Origin of the sequence: Streptomyces gilvosporeus (genome assembly GCF_002082195.1) — a bacterium.
Lineage (GTDB): Bacteria > Actinomycetota > Actinomycetes > Streptomycetales > Streptomycetaceae > Streptomyces > Streptomyces gilvosporeus.
Genome location: NZ_CP020569.1, coordinates 5982216 through 5998522 on the forward strand (window position 1 = coordinate 5982216; position 16307 = coordinate 5998522).

At 72.3% G+C, this 16307-nt stretch carries 17 protein-coding genes; 13 read left to right on the top strand and 4 right to left on the bottom strand.

All coding sequences use genetic code 11. The annotated features are described in order from the left end of the window. The first annotated feature begins 81 nt into the window (after positions 1–81). From B1H19_RS26815 to B1H19_RS26835, 5 genes are all read left to right on the top strand, one after another. Positions 82–2307: an ATP-dependent DNA helicase UvrD2 gene (locus B1H19_RS26815; protein WP_203237237.1), complete on the top strand. Its 2226-nt coding sequence runs from the start codon at positions 82–84 to the stop codon at positions 2305–2307. Between the two features lie 145 nt (positions 2308–2452). Beyond that, positions 2453–2782, top strand: a complete 330-nt coding sequence (locus tag B1H19_RS26820) for a hypothetical protein (RefSeq protein WP_083107307.1) — start codon at positions 2453–2455, stop codon at positions 2780–2782. Between the two features lie 117 nt (positions 2783–2899). Further along, positions 2900–3253, top strand: coding sequence for a WhiB family transcriptional regulator (locus B1H19_RS26825; protein ID WP_030071977.1), 354 nt, complete (start codon positions 2900–2902; stop codon positions 3251–3253). Further along, positions 3250–3567, top strand: a complete 318-nt coding sequence (locus B1H19_RS26830) for a hypothetical protein (protein WP_083107308.1) — start codon at positions 3250–3252, stop codon at positions 3565–3567. The genes B1H19_RS26825 and B1H19_RS26830 overlap by 4 nt, the downstream gene beginning before the upstream one ends. Before the next feature lie 112 nt (positions 3568–3679). Then, a complete protein-coding gene (locus B1H19_RS26835) occupies positions 3680–3895 on the top strand; it encodes a hypothetical protein (RefSeq protein ID WP_083107309.1) in 216 nt (71 codons plus the stop codon). A gap of 33 nt (positions 3896–3928) precedes the next feature. Here B1H19_RS26835 and B1H19_RS26840 read toward each other — a convergent pair whose 3' ends face one another. Together B1H19_RS26840 and B1H19_RS26845 are read right to left on the bottom strand one after the other, a co-directional pair. After that, positions 3929–5305, bottom strand: coding sequence for an ABC1 kinase family protein (locus tag B1H19_RS26840; RefSeq protein WP_083107310.1), 1377 nt, complete (start codon positions 5303–5305; stop codon positions 3929–3931). 34 nt (positions 5306–5339) lie between these two features. Then, positions 5340–6476 carry a ThiF family adenylyltransferase gene (locus B1H19_RS26845; RefSeq protein ID WP_083109901.1) on the bottom strand — a complete coding sequence of 379 codons (1137 nt, stop codon included), beginning with the start codon at positions 6474–6476 and terminating at the stop codon, positions 5340–5342. Between the two features lie 227 nt (positions 6477–6703). On the opposite strand from B1H19_RS26845, the gene B1H19_RS26850 reads away from it, so the two are divergent. The 4 genes from B1H19_RS26850 to B1H19_RS26865 all read left to right on the top strand — a co-directional run bounded on the left by B1H19_RS26850 (position 6704) and on the right by B1H19_RS26865 (position 10690). Next, on the top strand, positions 6704–7330 hold the full coding sequence (locus tag B1H19_RS26850; RefSeq protein WP_107426162.1) for a M48 metallopeptidase family protein: 627 nt from the start codon (positions 6704–6706) through the stop codon (positions 7328–7330). 111 nt (positions 7331–7441) lie between these two features. Continuing rightward, positions 7442–9214 (top strand): TerD family protein, encoded by a 1773-nt coding sequence (locus tag B1H19_RS26855; protein WP_083107311.1) that lies wholly within the window; start codon positions 7442–7444, stop codon positions 9212–9214. A gap of 14 nt (positions 9215–9228) precedes the next feature. Beyond that, entirely contained in the window at positions 9229–9912 is a 684-nt protein-coding gene (locus B1H19_RS26860) for an AIM24 family protein (RefSeq protein ID WP_083107312.1), read from the top strand. Between the two features lie 19 nt (positions 9913–9931). Continuing rightward, positions 9932–10690, top strand: coding sequence for an AIM24 family protein (locus B1H19_RS26865; protein ID WP_083107313.1), 759 nt, complete (start codon positions 9932–9934; stop codon positions 10688–10690). A gap of 72 nt (positions 10691–10762) precedes the next feature. Here B1H19_RS26865 and B1H19_RS26870 read toward each other — a convergent pair whose 3' ends face one another. Both B1H19_RS26870 and B1H19_RS26875 read right to left on the bottom strand, forming a co-directional pair. Continuing rightward, positions 10763–11293, bottom strand: coding sequence for an NUDIX hydrolase (locus B1H19_RS26870; RefSeq protein ID WP_083107314.1), 531 nt, complete (start codon positions 11291–11293; stop codon positions 10763–10765). Then, positions 11290–12753 (bottom strand): zinc-dependent metalloprotease, encoded by a 1464-nt coding sequence (locus B1H19_RS26875; protein WP_083107315.1) that lies wholly within the window; start codon positions 12751–12753, stop codon positions 11290–11292. Before B1H19_RS26875 ends, B1H19_RS26870 begins: the two co-directional genes overlap by 4 nt. Positions 12754–12992: 239 nt before the next feature. Here B1H19_RS26875 and B1H19_RS26880 point away from each other — a divergent pair, with 239 nt between their 5' ends. From B1H19_RS26880 to B1H19_RS26895, 4 genes are all read left to right on the top strand, one after another. After that, entirely contained in the window at positions 12993–14144 is a 1152-nt protein-coding gene (locus B1H19_RS26880) for an SDR family oxidoreductase (RefSeq protein WP_083109903.1), read from the top strand. 158 nt (positions 14145–14302) lie between these two features. Next, positions 14303–14776 (top strand): molybdenum cofactor biosynthesis protein MoaE, encoded by a 474-nt coding sequence (locus B1H19_RS26885; RefSeq protein ID WP_083107316.1) that lies wholly within the window; start codon positions 14303–14305, stop codon positions 14774–14776. A gap of 149 nt (positions 14777–14925) precedes the next feature. Beyond that, positions 14926–15093, top strand: coding sequence for a hypothetical protein (locus tag B1H19_RS26890; RefSeq protein ID WP_237289529.1), 168 nt, complete (start codon positions 14926–14928; stop codon positions 15091–15093). 98 nt (positions 15094–15191) lie between these two features. After that, on the top strand, positions 15192–16289 hold the full coding sequence (locus tag B1H19_RS26895) for a YlbL family protein (RefSeq protein WP_083107318.1): 1098 nt from the start codon (positions 15192–15194) through the stop codon (positions 16287–16289). The last annotated feature ends 18 nt before the right edge of the window (positions 16290–16307 follow it).

The following is a 16307-nucleotide window of genomic DNA, read 5'->3' on the forward strand; positions in this document are numbered from 1 at the left end:
GCACCGTCCCGCGGTACGACCGGCCGCGGCGCCTGTGGACAACTTTCCCGGGCGTCCGTGCGGACCTGGCAGCATGGCGGGGTGACAGCAGCAACGCACTCCCCCCTCTTCCCGCGGGTCCCCGAGTCGGCCGATGCGGTGCTCGACGGGCTCGACCCCGAGCAGCGCGAGGTCGCGACGGCCCTGCACGGCCCGGTGTGTGTGCTGGCCGGCGCCGGGACGGGGAAGACCCGCGCGATCACGCACCGGATCGCGTACGGCGTGCGGGCCGGGATCCTTCAGCCGGCAAGTGTGCTCGCCGTCACCTTCACCGCGCGGGCGGCCGGCGAGATGCGGGGCCGGCTGCGGCAGCTCGGCGCCGGGGGCGTCCAGGCCAGGACGTTCCACTCCGCGGCCCTGCGGCAGCTCCAGTTCTTCTGGCCGAAGGCGGTCGGCGGCGAGCTGCCGCGGCTGCTGGAGCGCAAGGTCCAGTTCGTCTCCGAGGCCGCCGCCCGCTGCCGTATCCGGCTCGACCGCAACGAGCTGCGGGACGTCACGGGCGAGATCGAATGGTCCAAGGTCACCCAGACCGTCCCGGCCGACTACCCGGCCGCCCTGGTCAAGGCCGGGCGCCAGGCGCCCCGCGACCCGGCCGAGACCGGCCAGATCTACGCGATGTACGAGCAGCTCAAACGCGACCGGGGCGCCATCGACTTCGAGGATGTGCTGCTCCTCACGGTCGGTGTGCTCCAGGACCGCCACGACATCGCCGAGCAGGTCCGGGCGCAGTACCAGCACTTCGTGGTGGACGAGTACCAGGACGTCAGCCCGCTCCAGCAGCGGCTGCTGGAGCTGTGGCTGGGGGACCGCGACAGCCTGTGCGTGGTCGGCGACGCCAGCCAGACGATCTACAGCTTCACCGGCGCCACCCCCGACCATCTGCTCACCTTCCGTACCCGCCATCCGCAGGCGACCGTCGTCCGGCTGGTGCGCGACTACCGCTCCACCCCGCAGGTCGTCCACCTCGCCAACGGGCTGCTCACCCAGGCCCGGGGCCGCGCCGCCGAGCACCGCCTGGAGCTGGTCTCGCAGCGCGAGCCCGGCCCCGAGCCCGGCTATACGGAGTACGCCGACGAGCCGGCCGAGGCGGAGGGCACGGCCCGGCGGATCCGTGAGCTGATCGCCTCCGGGGTGCCCGCCAGCGAGATCGCGGTCCTCTTCCGTATCAACGCCCAGTCCGAGGTCTACGAGCAGGCGCTGGCCGATGCCGGGGTGCCCTACCAGCTGCGCGGGGCCGAGCGGTTCTTCGAACGGCCCGAGGTCCGCGAGGCCGGCGTGAAGCTGCGCGGGGCCGCCCGCTTCGGCGGCAACGACGCCCTGCTCGACGACGCGGTCGGCCTGCCGTCCGAGGTGCGGGCGGTGCTCAGCGACATGGGCTGGAGCAGCGAGCCGCCGGCCGGTTCCGGGGCGGTGCGCGACCGCTGGGAGTCCCTGGCGGCGCTGGTGCGGCTGGCCGAGGAGTTCGCCGCGGCCCGCCCCGGGGCCACCCTCGCCGACCTGGTCGCCGAACTGGACGAACGGGCCGGCGCCCAGCACGCCCCCACGGTCGAGGGCGTCACCCTCGCCTCGCTGCACGCCGCCAAGGGCCTGGAGTGGGACGCCGTGTTCCTCGTCGGGCTCACCGAGGGCATGATGCCGATCACCCATGCCCGGACCGACGAGGAGATAGAAGAGGAGCGCCGGCTGCTGTACGTGGGGGTGACGCGTGCCCGGCGCCATCTGGCGCTGTCGTGGTCGCTGGCCCGCTCGCCCGGCGGCCGCCCCTCCCGGCGCCCCAGCCGCTTCCTCAACGGGCTGCGGCCCGGGTCCGGGGCGGCCGCCGGGCGCCTCGCGGCCGGAGCGGCCGCGGGCGGTGTGGAGCGCGGTGGCGCGGCGCCCGGGGCGAGCCGGCGCCGGGACCGCCGTCCGGCCCGCTGCCGGGTCTGCAACAAGACCCTGACGGACGCGGGCGAGATGAAGCTGATGCGCTGTGAGGACTGCCCCTCGGAGATGAACGAGGAGCTCTACGAGCGGCTGCGGGACTGGCGCGCCGGCGAGGCCGCGCGCACCCGCCAGCCGGCCTACTGCGTTTTCACCGACAAGACGTTGATGGCGATTGCCGAGGCGGTTCCGGGAACCGAACCGGAGCTCGCGCGCATCTCAGGAGTGGGACGGCGAAAGCTGGACCGCTACGGGGCGGATGTGCTGGCACTCTGCGCCGGTGAGGACCCCGCGGAGGGGCCCGAGGAGGCATCCGAAGGCGCCGCGGAAAACTCGTCGGAAAAATAGTTTGCGTGTGTGGAGCACAGCCCCATAGCCTTCACAAGCAACGGAGACAACGGAATCTTCCGGAATCCGATGGATCCGTGCTGTACTTGAACACCCTGGAACGGGATTTCCCGGTCCACCGAGACGCCGAGAGGAGGCGAGCCCAGTGATCAGCTTCATCGAGACCAACAAAATGACCGATCTCTCGGTCGTCGCCACCTGCACCCTCGGCTCCTCGCTCCTGGGCACCGGTCTGTCCGGCTTCGGCCGCCTTTCCGGTTCCCCGGCCGCGCGCCCCGAGTCCCTCGCTGTGCTGACGCGCAGTGAGCGCACCGCGCGACCGACCGAGGCACCCGAGGTAGCGGCAACGGGGGCAGTGGCGAATGCCTTTGCCTTCGCGGCGGCGGCCAACGGTGCCGAATCCCGGAAGCAGTACCAGACGCAGCACGACATGTGGGCCTACCGCGGCCTCGAACCCTGGAGAGATCCAGCCTGATCGGCAGATCAGGTCGGCACCTTCCAGGGCCGCGGAACCCACACCGGGATCCGCGGCCCTTTTGTTTGCCCCACACGCCCGCCACCAGCGGGCCGAAACAGACGAGGAACACACACCGTGCAACTGCAGACGCACACCCCGTCCGTAGCCACCGACCTGATCCCTCCGCCCGACCCCCAGGAGAACGCCTTGCTGCCCCTCACCGAGCTCGACGACGAGATCGACCGTCTCGGCGCCGCCGTTCCGTGCCGCACCTACGACCCGGAGGTCTTCTTCGCCGAGTCGCCGGCCGACGTCGAGTACGCCAAGACGCTGTGCCAGAGCTGTCCGGTCCGCGAGGCCTGCCTCGCCGGCGCCAAGGACCGCCGTGAGCCGTGGGGCGTGTGGGGCGGAGAGCTCTTCGTCCAGGGCGTTGTGGTGCCCCGCAAGCGTCCGCGTGGCCGTCCGCGGAAGAACCCGGTCTCGGCATGACCACCACCGGCACAGGAACGATCGACCGTCCCGGTACCCGGGATCCCAAGAAGCAGGACCCCACGATGAATCCCACCCTCACCGACACCCCCGTCCCCGTGAACGCCGATGCGATCGAGTCGCGTCAGAACAGGAACCACGCCATGCAACTCATTCCAGAAGCCCTGGCGCGTGCGCATATGCATGAACGCCTGCGGGAGGCCGAGTCCGAACGCAGGGCGCACCGGCTCGCCACCGCGCGGCGTATGCAGCGGCGCGCCGAGCGTGCATCGCTGCGGGCCCGCCGCGCGCTGGCCATCGCCGTGATGCAGTAAGGGACTGATGCAGTAACGGGGGTCTGCATCGCGTGCACGGGGTCCGTCCGACAAGGGCGGGCCCCGTGCGGCGTTGTGTCCCGGTTGATGCCCTCCACGGGGATATCGTCGGATGGTGGAACAGCAGACGCATGGACAGCACCCCGAGCACCGGGCGGAGTTGAACGGCGACCACACCGTGTGTGCCGGCTGTGGCGCAATCGCCCAGGGCCCGCCGCCGACCTGGACCTGCTCGGTCGAGAACGGCGAGCGCCGCTACTTCTGCGAGACCTGCGCGCGGGAGAACATCCGGGCCATCGAGGGGCGCCTGGACTCCAGCTGGTGGTGAGCGCCCGTGCAGCCCGCCGGCCGGGCCGCGAGCTCAGGCCGGGCCTTCCCCGCCGGCCTCCTCGGTGACCTCCTCCGCCACGAACCCGGGCAGCCATGCCTCCAGCTCGTCCCGCAGCCGTACCGTCGCCCTCAGCTGGCACAGCACCCCGATCGTGCTCAGGCTCACACGGTGGATCAGCAGATAGGACGGCGGCAGATTGAGTCGCTTGCCCAACTGGTGGGCGGGGGAGCGGGGGTCGCCGATCCTGGTCGCCTGATGGCGCATCCAGTCGCGGGTGAAGGTGAACTCCTCGGCCTGCGCCGGTTCGATGATCGGCACCAGATAGTCCAGCACCGAGTCCGGGTCCAGCTCGATGGTCTCCTTGACGAAGCCCTCCTCGCACAGCAGCCGGTAGACCGCGTCCGCCTCGCCGTCCAGCGTCATCCGTAGCGAGGTGCCGATGGTCGGCGGCAGGCCCTCGGGCAGCCGGTCGACGGTGCCGAAGTCCAGCACCCCCAGCCGCCAGCGGTCGGCGGGACCGTCCGGGGCGCCCCCGGACAGCAGCCGGAAGTTGCCCGGGTGCGGGTCGGCGTGCAGCAGGCCCGTGCGGGCGGGCCCGGAGAACAGGAACCGCGCCAGTAGCTGTCCGGCCCGGTCCCGCTGCTCCTGGGTGCCGTCCGTGATCACCTCCGACAGCGGTACGCCCTCCAGCCACTCCGTCACCAGCACCTGGTCGCTCTGGTGGACGACGGCCGGGACGACCACGTCCGGGTCGTCGGCGAACTCCTCCGCATGGGCCTGCTGGGCCTCGGCCTCCAGGGCGTAGTCCAGCTCCTCCGAGACCCGGTCGCGCAGCTCGGTGATCAGCGGCTTGATGTCCATCCCCGGGATCAGCGGGCCCAGCAGCCGCGCGAACCGGCTCAGCTGGGCCAGATCCGACAGCAGCGCCTGGCCCGCCCCCGGGTACTGCACCTTGACGGCCACCTCCCGGCCGTCGTGCCACACCGCCCGGTGCACCTGCCCGATGGACGCCGCCGCCGACGGTTTGTCCTCGAACTCCTCGAACAGCTCCCGCCAGTCGGCACCGAGCCGCTCGGCCAGTACGGCGTGCACGGTGCTGGTCGGCATCGGGGGCGCCGCTTCCTGCAGCTTCGTCAGCGCCGCGCGGTAGGGCCCGGCGATCTCCTCCGGCAGCGCCGATTCGAACACCGACAGGGCCTGCCCGAACTTCATCGCGCCGCCCTTGAGCTCGCCGAGCACCTTGAAGAGCTGCTCGGCGGTGCGCTGTTGCAGCTCCCGCCCGACGATCTCGGCGGATCGTCCCCCTATCCGCTTGCCCAGGCTCCAGGTGGCGCGGCCGGCGAACCCCAGCGGCAGCGCGGCCAGCTTGGCGGTGCGGGTGACCGCCTTGCGGGGAAGATCAGACATGCGCCCCTCCAACTCACACTGTCCCCTACCGGGGTTACTCCGTCATTGTGGCGTCTCGGGTTCGAGTATCCGAGGTGCCGGCCGCAACCGAAGAAGCGGCGGCACCGCAGCCGCACCCGGGATGCGGCTCGATCGTCGTCGTACGCAGCTGCCCGCACGGCAGCACACACTCCATCCGTGCCCCGGTGCACGGCGGCGGTTCGCCGTCCAGAAACGTCAGTGCCTGTACGGCGGCGAGCCCGGCGACCGTCGCGGCCAGCGCCGTGTCACAGGCGGGCACCGTCCGCGAGGCCCGCCCCGACCGCCACTGCGCCAGCAGCCGCGGCCAGGCCGGCTCCGCCTCCGTACGCCGCAGCTCATCGCAGCGCGCGCACGCCGAACTCCCCGGCAGCACCAACGGCCCCACCACACCCGTGCCCTCGACCACCCCGGCGTAAAGATGCGGGATGCCGGCCGTCATCAGCGACTCGGACAGGACCGGGTCGGGCGCGTATGCGGCGAGGCCGTCGCGCGGGGCGAGCACCACCAGGGACAGCCCCGGCTCGCCGGCCTCGCTGACCGGGACCCGCGGCCGCGGGGCGCGGCTCCACGGGGAGGACTGCCGCACCAGCCGCCGCGCGCAGGCATCGCGCCGCTCGCCGATCCGCTCGGCGCCGAGCCCGCCCGGTGTGACGTCCCCCGGCGCGACCGTGCCGCCGTCCAGCACCTCCATCCTTCCGATGCCCGCGGCCGAGAGCTGCGCCGCCACCGCGGCGCCCACCCGGCCCGACCCCCGTACCCGCGCTCGCACACCGCGGCGCGCCCCTATCCGCCCCATTGCGCCCGCCGCTTCGGGATGCCGTACCGACAGCGACGCCAGATCCGGCCGCAGCCGCTCCAGCGCCGGGCCGTCCGCCCGCACCGCCTCGGCCGCCGGGCCGCCCGCCGCGGGGGCCTCCAGGAGCCCGGCCGCGCCGAGGCGTTCGACCACGCCGCGCGCCCGCCCGGGCCGCAGATCCAGCGACCGTGCGGCCGCGTCCAGCTGCCGCATGCTGCGCGTACCGTCGATCATGTCGAGGAAGCACCCGGTCGCCGTGTCGACCGGGCCCACCTCCTTCGCATGGGCCGGTGCCACGCCGAACCGCACCGTCTCCCGGTCCCGCCAGCCGCGCCGCAGCGCGGGCTTGAGCATCGGATACATGATCCGCCCCCCGTCGTCCCGCCGTTCGTCGTCCGGCTCCCAGCATGCGGTAGCGCAGACGGTCGTGGGAGTTGTCCACAGGCTGCCGGGTCCCGCGTCGCCGAGGTTGTCCACAGGCTCGGGTGCGGGGCGGACGCGGTGCACGCCATGGAGTGGATCGGTGGTGAACCGTCCGGCGGGCGGGACGTCGCGCGGCGCCAGCGGGTAACGTCGGGCGCGTGCCCGCCGATCCTTCCGCCCGCGGCGCCGGAGAGACGCCCCTGCGCCGCGCCGCAGACACCCCGCGCGGGACCGCCGCGAGCCCGAAGAGCGGTGGTGCGCGGACGCGAGCGGTCGAAGTGCGCCGCAGTTCGCGGCGGCGCCGGACGGTCTCGGCGTATCGCGAGGGCGACCGTACGGTGGTGCTGATCCCGGCCCGGATGTCCGAGGCGGAGGAACAGCGCTGGGTCACCGTCATGCTGGACAAGCTCGCCGCCCAGGAGAGCAAGCGGATGCTGGGCGACGGCGATCTCGCCGAACGGGCCGGGCGGCTGTCCGGGCAGTTCCTCGGGGGCCGGGCGCACCCCGCCTCCGTGCGCTGGGTGACCAACCAGAACACCCGCTGGGGCTCGTGCACCCCGGCCGAGGGCAGCATCCGTCTGTCGCACCGTTTGCAGGGCATGCCGGAGTACGTCATCGACTACGTCCTGCTGCACGAACTCGCCCATCTCCTCGTGCCCGGCCACGGCCCCGAGTTCTGGCGGCTGCTGGAGTCGTATCCGCGGACCGAACGCGCCCGCGGCTATCTCGAAGGCGTGGTCGCGGCCGACAGATTGCCGCATTTGCCCGCTGCGCGCCGTGAATAACGGCCGTACCGGGCGGTTTTGCCCGTGCCCTGCCATCGCCGCATGTCAGCGCCAGCGGTTAGCCTGGCGCGTGACGAACTCACAGCCGGGAGCGGGGGACGGTCGTAACGTATGGCCAGGGAATTCCAGCGCGGCCACAAGGCCAGGATCAGTGATCTGACGGCGGGGACGGATCTGTACGTCGGCGTGCACATCGCCGGCCCCGGCCTGACCTTCGACATCAGCTGCTTCGGCCTGGACGCCGACGAACGGCTCTCCGACGACCGGTACTTCGTCTTCTTCAACCAGCCCAAGTCGCCCGAGGAGTCCATCCAGCTGCTCGGCGCGCAGGCCGGCGACGCCGAGTCCTTCCGGGTCACCCTCGACAAGATCCCGCCGCACATCCGGAAGCTGTCCTTCACCGCGGCGCTCGACGGGCCCGGCCAGGTCTCCCAGATCGGCCCGGGCCACATCCGCATCGTGGCCGGCGGCGAGGAGGTCGCCCGCTACCCCTTCAACGGCAGCGAGTTCAGCACCGAACGCGCCGTCATGCTGGGCGACTTCTACCTCAAGGACGTCTGGCGGTTCGCCGCCGTCGGCCAGGGCTTCGATGGCGGCCTGGAGGCGCTGCTGAAGAACTTCGGCGGCGAGGTCCTCGAAGAGGAGCAGGAGCAGCCGCAGCCGCCCGCCCAGGCCCAGCAGGTGCCCGGTTTCGCGCCCCCGGCCGGTCCGGCCGCCGCGCCCGCCCCCTCCTTCGCACCTCCGGCGGCGGCCGCTCAGGCCCCGCCCGCCCCTTCGGCCCCCGCTCCGGCCGCTCCCGTACCCGTACCGCCGCCGCCCGCGCCCGACTTCGGCGCGCCCCAGGGCGCGCCCCCGGCCGCCCCGCAGCCCCCGCCGCTGCCCCCACAGCCGGCCGCCCCTCAGGTGCACAGCGCGCCGACCATCGCCGCGCCCCTGGTCCCGCCCGGTGGTTCCGTCCCACCGCCTCCGGGTGCGCCCGGAGTGCCCGGAGGCCACGTCCCGCCGCCCCCGGGCGTGCCCGGACAGCAGCCCTACGGCCAGCCCGCACCCGGCGGTTACCCGGGCCGGCCGGCCCCGCAGGCGCCCCCGTACGGCCAACCGGTCCCGGGCCAGGCCCCGTACGGGCAGCCCGCCCCCGGGCAGCCCGCCCCCTACGGCCAGGCGGCCCCGGGCGGGCCCGCGCCCTACGGGCAGCCCGGCCAGGCCCCCGCCGTCCCCCAGGGCGCCGGCCTGGGCGTCGTGCTGGACAAGTACAAGGAAGCGCCCAACGGCCGGCGCTGGACCCCGCAGAACGCCAAGCTGATCCGCGCCGACCTCGGCGTCGACGGCCGACCGGTGCTCGCCAAACAGGGCAGCATGGTGCTCTACCAGGGCAAGGTCGACTTCGGCTACAAGGGCGCCGGGTTCCGCGGCCGGATCACCGGCAACGCCACCGGCCAGGAGATGCAGCTGATGCGCTGCACCGGCCAGGGCCAGGTGTTCTTCGCCGAGAACGGCGCCCATGTCCACCCCATCGAGCTCGAGGGCGAAGCCCTCTGCGTCTCCGCCGACAACGTCCTCGCCTTCGACGAGTCGCTCCAGTACGAGGTCCGCCGCATCGAGGGCCACAGCATTCCCGGCGGCGCGCTGTTCACCATGCTCTTCCAGGGCACCGGCACCCTCGTCGTCAAGACCGACGGCACCCCCGTCGTGCTGCCGGTCACCCCGACCACCTTCGCCGACGCCAACGCCGTCGTGGCCTGGTCCGCCGGCTCCCAGGTGATCATCTCCAGCCAGGTGAGCGTGCGCCGGCACGCCTATCCGGGACACTCCGGCGAGGCCGTGAACCTCCAGTTCCGCGGCGCGCCCGGCAACTTCATCGTCGTCCAGCCCTACGAGGTCTGAGGGAGCCCGCCACCATGACCCAGCAGCAGCTCTCGGGCTACGCCCCGACCCCGCCCGCCGCCCGTATGGAGAACCACGGCAGCCGCATGGTGAAGATCGCCATGCAGAGCGGCCAGGACGTCTTCGCCCGCACCGGCTCGATGGTCGCCTACGAAGGCTTCGTCCAGTACGAGCCCAGCCCGCCCGCCGTGCGCCAGATGGCCTCCCAGTGGCTCACCGGCGAGGGCGCCCCGCTGATGAAGTGCTCCGGCGACGGCCTGCTCTTCCTCGCCGACTACGGTGCCGACGTGGTCTGCATCAACCTCAACGACGAGGCGCTCTCCGTCAACGGCACCAACATCCTCGCCTTCGACGCGCACCTCCAGTGGGGCGTGCAGCGGGTCAAGGGGATGGCCAAGTTCGCCGGCCAGGGCCTGTTCAACGTCGGCATCTCCGGTACCGGTTGGGTCGCGCTGACCTCCCGGGGCACGCCCATCGTGGTCGACTGCGGCCGTGGTGAGGACGAGACGTTCGTGGACCCGGACGCCCTCGTCGCCTGGTCCACCCACCTGAAGATGAAGGGCAGGAGCAGCTTCAAGGCGTCCTCCCTGATCGGGCGCGGCAGCGGCGAGGCCTACCAACTGGCCTTCTCCGGCCAGGGCTTCGTCGTCGTCCAGCCCAGCGAGGACAGCACCGACCGGCTCCGGGCCCGGGGCTGAGGGGGAGACCGAAACCGCCATGCAGAGTCCGCTTTTCGCCTTCACCGAGGCGCAGACCGAGGACCGCTACGCCCTGCAGAACAAGCAGATGCTGCGGGTCTCCCTCACCGGCCATGACGACCTCCTCGCCCGTAAGGGCTCGATGGTCGCCTACCAGGGGCTGCTCGAATTCGAGGGCAACTACCAGACGCAGGGCCAGCAGCGGGCCCGCGCCATGTCCGGCGAGGGCCTGGACCTGATGCGGGTCTCCGGGCAGGGCACGGTCTATCTGGCCAACCTCGCCCAGCACGTCCACGTCGTCGACGTCGACCACCAGGGGCTGACCGTCGACAGCAGCTACGTCCTGGCGCTGGACTCCCATCTCCACTGGGACGTCGTCTCCATCGACAGCCAGTACGGCATCTCCGGCACCGGCAAATACCAGCTCCACATCTCCGGGCAGGGCAAGGTCGTGCTGATGACCTCCGGCCAGCCGCTGATGCTGGAGGTCACGCCCGACAAATACGTCAACGCCGACGCGGACGCGGTGGTCGCCTGGTCCAGCTCGCTGCGGGTGCAGATGCAGGCGCAGACGCACTCATCCGGGGTGTGGCGGCGCCGGGGCAACACCGGCGAGGGCTGGGAGCTCAGCTTCCTCGGCCAGGGCTATGCGCTGGTGCAGCCCAGCGAGCTGCTGCCGCCGCAGAACGCCGCGATCGGCTCCGGGCTGGCCGCCCAGTTCGGCATGGGCCAGCAGGGCGCCCACGGCGCCAACCAGGGCAACATCTTCACCAACTGACGTACGTCAGACGGGTATCACGGCGCCCGTCCCGGGAAGGGGCGGGCGCCGGACGCGTAAGGCCGCTGCGGTCTACAGGAGCGCGCGGGTGCGCTCCACCAGGCGCACCACCGACGCATCGGCGACGCCGGGCACCTCGTCGTACGCGAACCAGCGCACGTCCAGTGACTCGTCGCTGATCGCCGGCACCGCGTCCGCGGGCGCCAAAGCGGCGTACTGGACGTCCAGATGCCAGGCGCAGGGCGTGTGATGGCGGTCCAGCCGCACCGGCCCGCCGGGCAGCAGCGTCAGCCCCTGCGCGATCCCGGACTCCTCGCGCGCCTCGCGCAGCGCCGCGTCCGCCAGGCTCGCGTCCTCGGGCTCGCAGTGGCCGCCCATCTGGAGCCACATCTTCAGCTTGCGGTGCAGCGTCAGCAGCACCCGGCCGCCCGCCGGATCGATCACCAGCGCGCTCGCGGTGAGGTGCCCGTCCTTGCAGGGCTTCCACATGCCGTCCTGATGGGCGGCGAGGTGATCGAGATACGTCAGCCGCAGCCGGTCCTGCTCCTGCGATGGCGCGGGCCACTCCTTGAGCACCCGCGCCGCGTCCTCGCGCAGCCTCACGTGTCGCCGTCCGCCTTGTCGTCTCCGGGGGCCTTGTCATCGCCCGTGGTGCCCTCTGCGGGCTTGGAAAGATCCGGCTTGCCGCCGCTCGCGGCCTCGCCCAGCATCTTGTCGAGCTCGGAGAAGTCCGGGTGCTCGTGGTGCACAAAGGCGTCCGGGTCGTCCAGATCGGCCGCCGTCGGCAGCATGTCCGGGTGCGCCCACAGGCCGTCGCGGCCCTCCAGGCCACGGGCGTCCGTCAGCAGGGCCCACAGCCGCGAGGCGTCGCGCAGGCGCCGCGGACGCAGCTGGAGACCGATCAGCGTGGAGAAGGTCTGCTCGGCCGGGCCGCCGCTCGCCCGGCGGCGCCGCAGCGTCTCGCGCAGCTTGTCGGCCGACGGCAGATGCGGTGCGGCGGCGGCGTGCACCACCGCGTCCACCCAGCCCTCCACCAGCGCCAGCGCGGTCTCCAGCCGGGCCAGCGCGGCCTTCTGCTCCGGGGTGTCCTCGGGCTGGAACATGCCCTGCTGCAAGGCGTTCTGCAGCTCCTCGGGATGCTGCGGGTCGATCTGGCCGACCACGTCCTCCAGCTTGGTCGTATCGACCTTGATGCCGCGCGCATAGCCCTCGACGGCACCGAACAGATGCGAGCGCAGCCACGGCACATGCGCGAACAGCCGCTGGTGGGCGGCCTCCCGCAGCGCCAGATACAGCCGCACCTCCTCCTCGGGGACGCCCAGGCCCTCGCCGAACCTGGCGATGTTCCCCGGCAGCAGCGCGGCCTTGCCGGACGGACCCAGCGGCAGCCCGATGTCCGTCGAGCCGACGACCTCACCGGCCAGCACGCCGAGCGCCTGCCCGATCTGGGTGCCGAACATCGCGCCGCCCATGGAGCGCATCATCCCCAACAGCGGGCCCGCCATGGCCTGCATCTCGCCGGGCAGCACATCGCCCATGGCCGCCCCGACACGCTCGGCGAGCGGGTTGACCAGGTCCTTCCACACCGGCAGGGTCTCCTCGACCCATTCCGCGCGGCTCCAGGCCACCACCGACCCCGACCCCGACGGCAGCGACGTCACGCCGTCCAGCCACAGGTCCGCCAGTCGTACGGCCTCCTCGACGGCGGACCGCTCGCCCGGCGACAGGCTCGCGTCCTTGCTGCCGTCCTCGGCGCCCTGCGCGACGGTCTGCCGCGCGATGTCCTTGGCCATCTCCCAGTTCACCGGGCCGCCCTCGTAGGAGAGCATCTGCCCGAGCTTCTGGAAGGCGGCGCCCAGGTCGCCAGGGTTCATCTCGCCGCCGGGGCCGCCCATGCCGCCGAAGAGCGCCGCGAACGGATTGTCCGCGCCGCCGCTCCCGCCGCCGAACCCGAACGGGTTCGCGGGGCCCTGGCTACCTCCCTGGCCGCCCTTCTGCTTGCCGTTGTCGCCGTCCTCCGGCTCCTCCGGCGGAAGGCCGAATCCAAATGGGGTGTCACTCACGGGTTTCCTCGGCTCGTAGGGCCACCGGCACGTGCCGACGGCGGCTGCCCGACATTCCTCTCCAGCGTAGGGCCTGGCCCGTGGATCAAGGCGGGCCTTGATCACCGGCCGGGCGCCGGACACTGCACCCGCTTACGGGTTCGGTGCTTCACCGGAGCGGTGCCTGCGGCAGGATGGACAGCACCTGGTACGTACGCGTCATCCGCGTACGTACTGAATTCAACCGCTGGAGACGCCCGGTGAGTTCCCCAGATCCGACCGTTCGCGCAGCGCGAAACGCTGCGGCCCAGGCCGAGCCGGCAGGAGGCGGCGCAGGCGGCGCCCGCGACCGGCCGCTGCGCCGCCCCGTCGTGGCCGTCACCGGAGCCGCCTCCGGGGTCGGCGCGCTGCTCACCCATGCCCTGGTGGCATCCGACGAGATCAAACAGGTCGTGGCCATCGACGAGCGGCGCGGTGACATCGCCGAGGCCCACTGGCACGTCCTGGACGTCCGCGACCCGGCCATCGCCGACAAACTCCGCGGCGCCGACGTCGTCGTCCACCTGGCCATCGATCTCGACCTGGAGACCGACGCCGCCGCCCGCACCGCCTACAACGTGCGCGGCACCCAGACCGTCCTGACCGCCGCGGCTGCGGCCGGTGTGCACCGGGTGGTGCTGTGCACCTCCGCCATGGTCTACGGGGCGTTGCCCGACAACGATGTTCCGCTGGCCGAGGACGCCGAACTGCGGGCCACCGCGGACGCCACCGGCGTCGGCGACCTCCTGGAGATCGAGGACCTCGCACGCCGCGCGCCCCGCGCACACCCGGGCCTGAACGTCACGGTCGTGCGCCCTACCGTCCTGGTGGGCGGCACCGACACCGCCCTGACCCGTTATTTCGAGTCGCCCCGCCTCCTGGTGGTGGCCGGATCCCGCCCCGCCTGGCAGTTCTGCCATGTCGAGGACCTGGTCGGCGCCCTGGAGTACGCCGCCCTGGAGAAGGTCGACGGCGAGCTGGCGGTGGGCTGCGACGGCTGGCTGGAGCAGGAGGAGGTCGAGGAGCTGTCCGGGATCCGGCGGATGGAACTGCCGTCCTCGGTGGCCCTGGGCGCCGCCGCCCGGCTGCACCGCATCGGGCTGACGCCGTCGCCCGCCGGGGACCTCGCGTACACCATGCACCCCTGGGTGGTCAGCGGCAGCCGGCTGCACGAGGCGGGCTGGCGGCCGAAGTGGACCAACGAGGAGGTGCTGGCCGAGCTCCTGGAGGAGGTCGCCGGACGGCACACCGTCGCGGGCCGCCGCCTGGGCCGCAAGGACGCCACCGCCGCCGGTGCGGCCGGCGCCACCGTCGCCCTCCTGGGCACCGCCGCCCTGGTCCGCCGCGCCCGCAAGGCCCGCCGCCGCATCTGACCCGCGGCGGGCCCGCGCGGCCGGTGCAGGCCGCGCAGTCCGTGCGATCCGTCCGGCCCGGCCGGGGCGGCGGGCTGTACGAGCCTCCATACGCCGGCCCGGACCACCGGTGGAATCGGCCATTTCCCGGTGCGCCTCCGGTACGGCACGATGGGACCATGCCAGCCGACGTCTCCCGCCCTCGCCCCGACCACCCCGGCGAGCAGGCCGCCGCGGACCCTATCCGCCTCCTTGCGATCCGGGAGTCCGCGCTGTCCGTGGACGAGGTCTTCGCGGCCGTCGGGGACGCCGCGTCCGGTGGCACGGCGCTGTTCGTCGGAACGGTCCGGTCGCACGACGGCGGTGCGGACGTCGAGGGGCTCGGCTACTCTGCGCACCCCTCGGCCGAGGCGGAGATGCGGCGCATAGCCGAGAAGGTGGCCGCCGACTACCCCGTACGGGCGCTGGCGGCGATACACCGAGTGGGTGAACTGGCCATCGGCGATCTCGCGGTCGTCGTCGCCGTCTCCTGCCCGCACCGGGCCGAGGCGTTCGAGGCGTGTCGCAGGCTGATCGACGACCTCAAACACCAGGTTCCCATCTGGAAGCACCAGACGTTCACCGATGGTGCAGAGGAGTGGGTAGGGGTTTAAAGGGGGCCGCACAAGCGCCGCGACACCGTTGCTCCGGTTGCGTAACCCGCCCCCTGGCGTAAGCGTTGACCTATCGGATGGTTAATCTGCTAATCGTCGATTGCGGTCGTACAAGGGGTTGGGAGGTCACTGTGGGTGCGCTCCTGTGGTTGCTGGTTCCGGTTCTCGCCGCGCTCGCGGCCACGGTGTGGAGCACCTGGACCCAGCGCAACAGCCGCAAGTCGGGGGACGGCGCGGAGCTCGCGGGCTATGCCCGGTTCCGCGAGGCGATGGAGCGTGAGCATTCCGCTTCCGACCCCGCCTCGGACGTCGCCTGACCCCACCCGGCATACGCAGCAGCAACGGCCGGATCCCCTCGTCCCCCAACGGCTGGCCCCGCGGGCCGGTTGTCATACCCGTCCCGTACTGTCGTTCCATGCCACGCCGCCTCGCGACGCTTCTCGCCTCGACCCTGATGCTGATCGCGCTGCTGATCGCCGGGGTGCTGATCCCCGTGCCGTACTCCGAGATGTCACCGGGGCCGACGGTCAACACCCTCGGTGACCATGACGGAGCGCCGGTGCTGCAGATCTCCGGGCGCAGGACGTACCAGCCGACCGGTCATCTCAACATGACCACGGTCCGGGTCACCGGCCCCGACTACCGGATGAACGCCTTCGAGGCGTTCCTCGGCTGGCTGGGCCACGACAGCACGGTGGTGCCGCACAAGACGCTGTACCCCGAGGGGCAGACGGCCGAGCAGGCCGACCAGGAGAACGCCGAGGAGTTCAGCCAGTCCCAGGAGAGCGCCAAGGTCGCGGCGCTGGGGCAGCTGCACATCCCGGTCCAGAGCCAGACGGTGGTGGCCTCCGTCATGAAGGACAAGCCGGCCGACGGAAAGCTGCACGCGGGCGATGTGATCAAGGCGGTCGACGGCAAGCCGGTGCGGACGTACGGCGATGTCGCCAAGCTCGTCACCCGCCACAAGCCCGGTGAGAAGACGGTCTTCACGGTCATCCCCGCCAAGGTGGCCGCCGCCGCGGAGAAGCAGGGCAAGAAGCCCGCGGGCGGTCAGGAGCAGGTCACCGTCGCCACGACGAAGGCGGACAACGGACGGGCCGTCGTGGGCATCCAGGCCGGGGTGGACCACATATTCCCGTTCCCCATCGACATCAAGCTGGCCGATGTCGGCGGGCCCAGCGCGGGGCTGATGTTCGCGCTCGGCATCGTCGACAAGCTCACCCCTGGGAACATGACCGGCGGCAGGTTCGTGGCCGGTACGGGCACGATCGACGACAAGGGGACGGTCGGGCCCATCGGCGGCATCTCGATGAAGACGGTCGGCGCGCGGGCCAAGGGTGCCCAGTTCTTCCTGACGCCTAAGGAGAACTGCGCGGCCGCCGCCAAGGACACCCCCGAGGGCCTGACCCTGGTCAAGGTCGGCACGATAGGCGACGCCGTCAAGGCGCTCGAAAAGATCAGCACGGGGCACACCGCCGGCCTGCCGAGCTGCAGCCCGGCAGGCCGTTCGTAGGGCGTGGCCCGGGGGCTG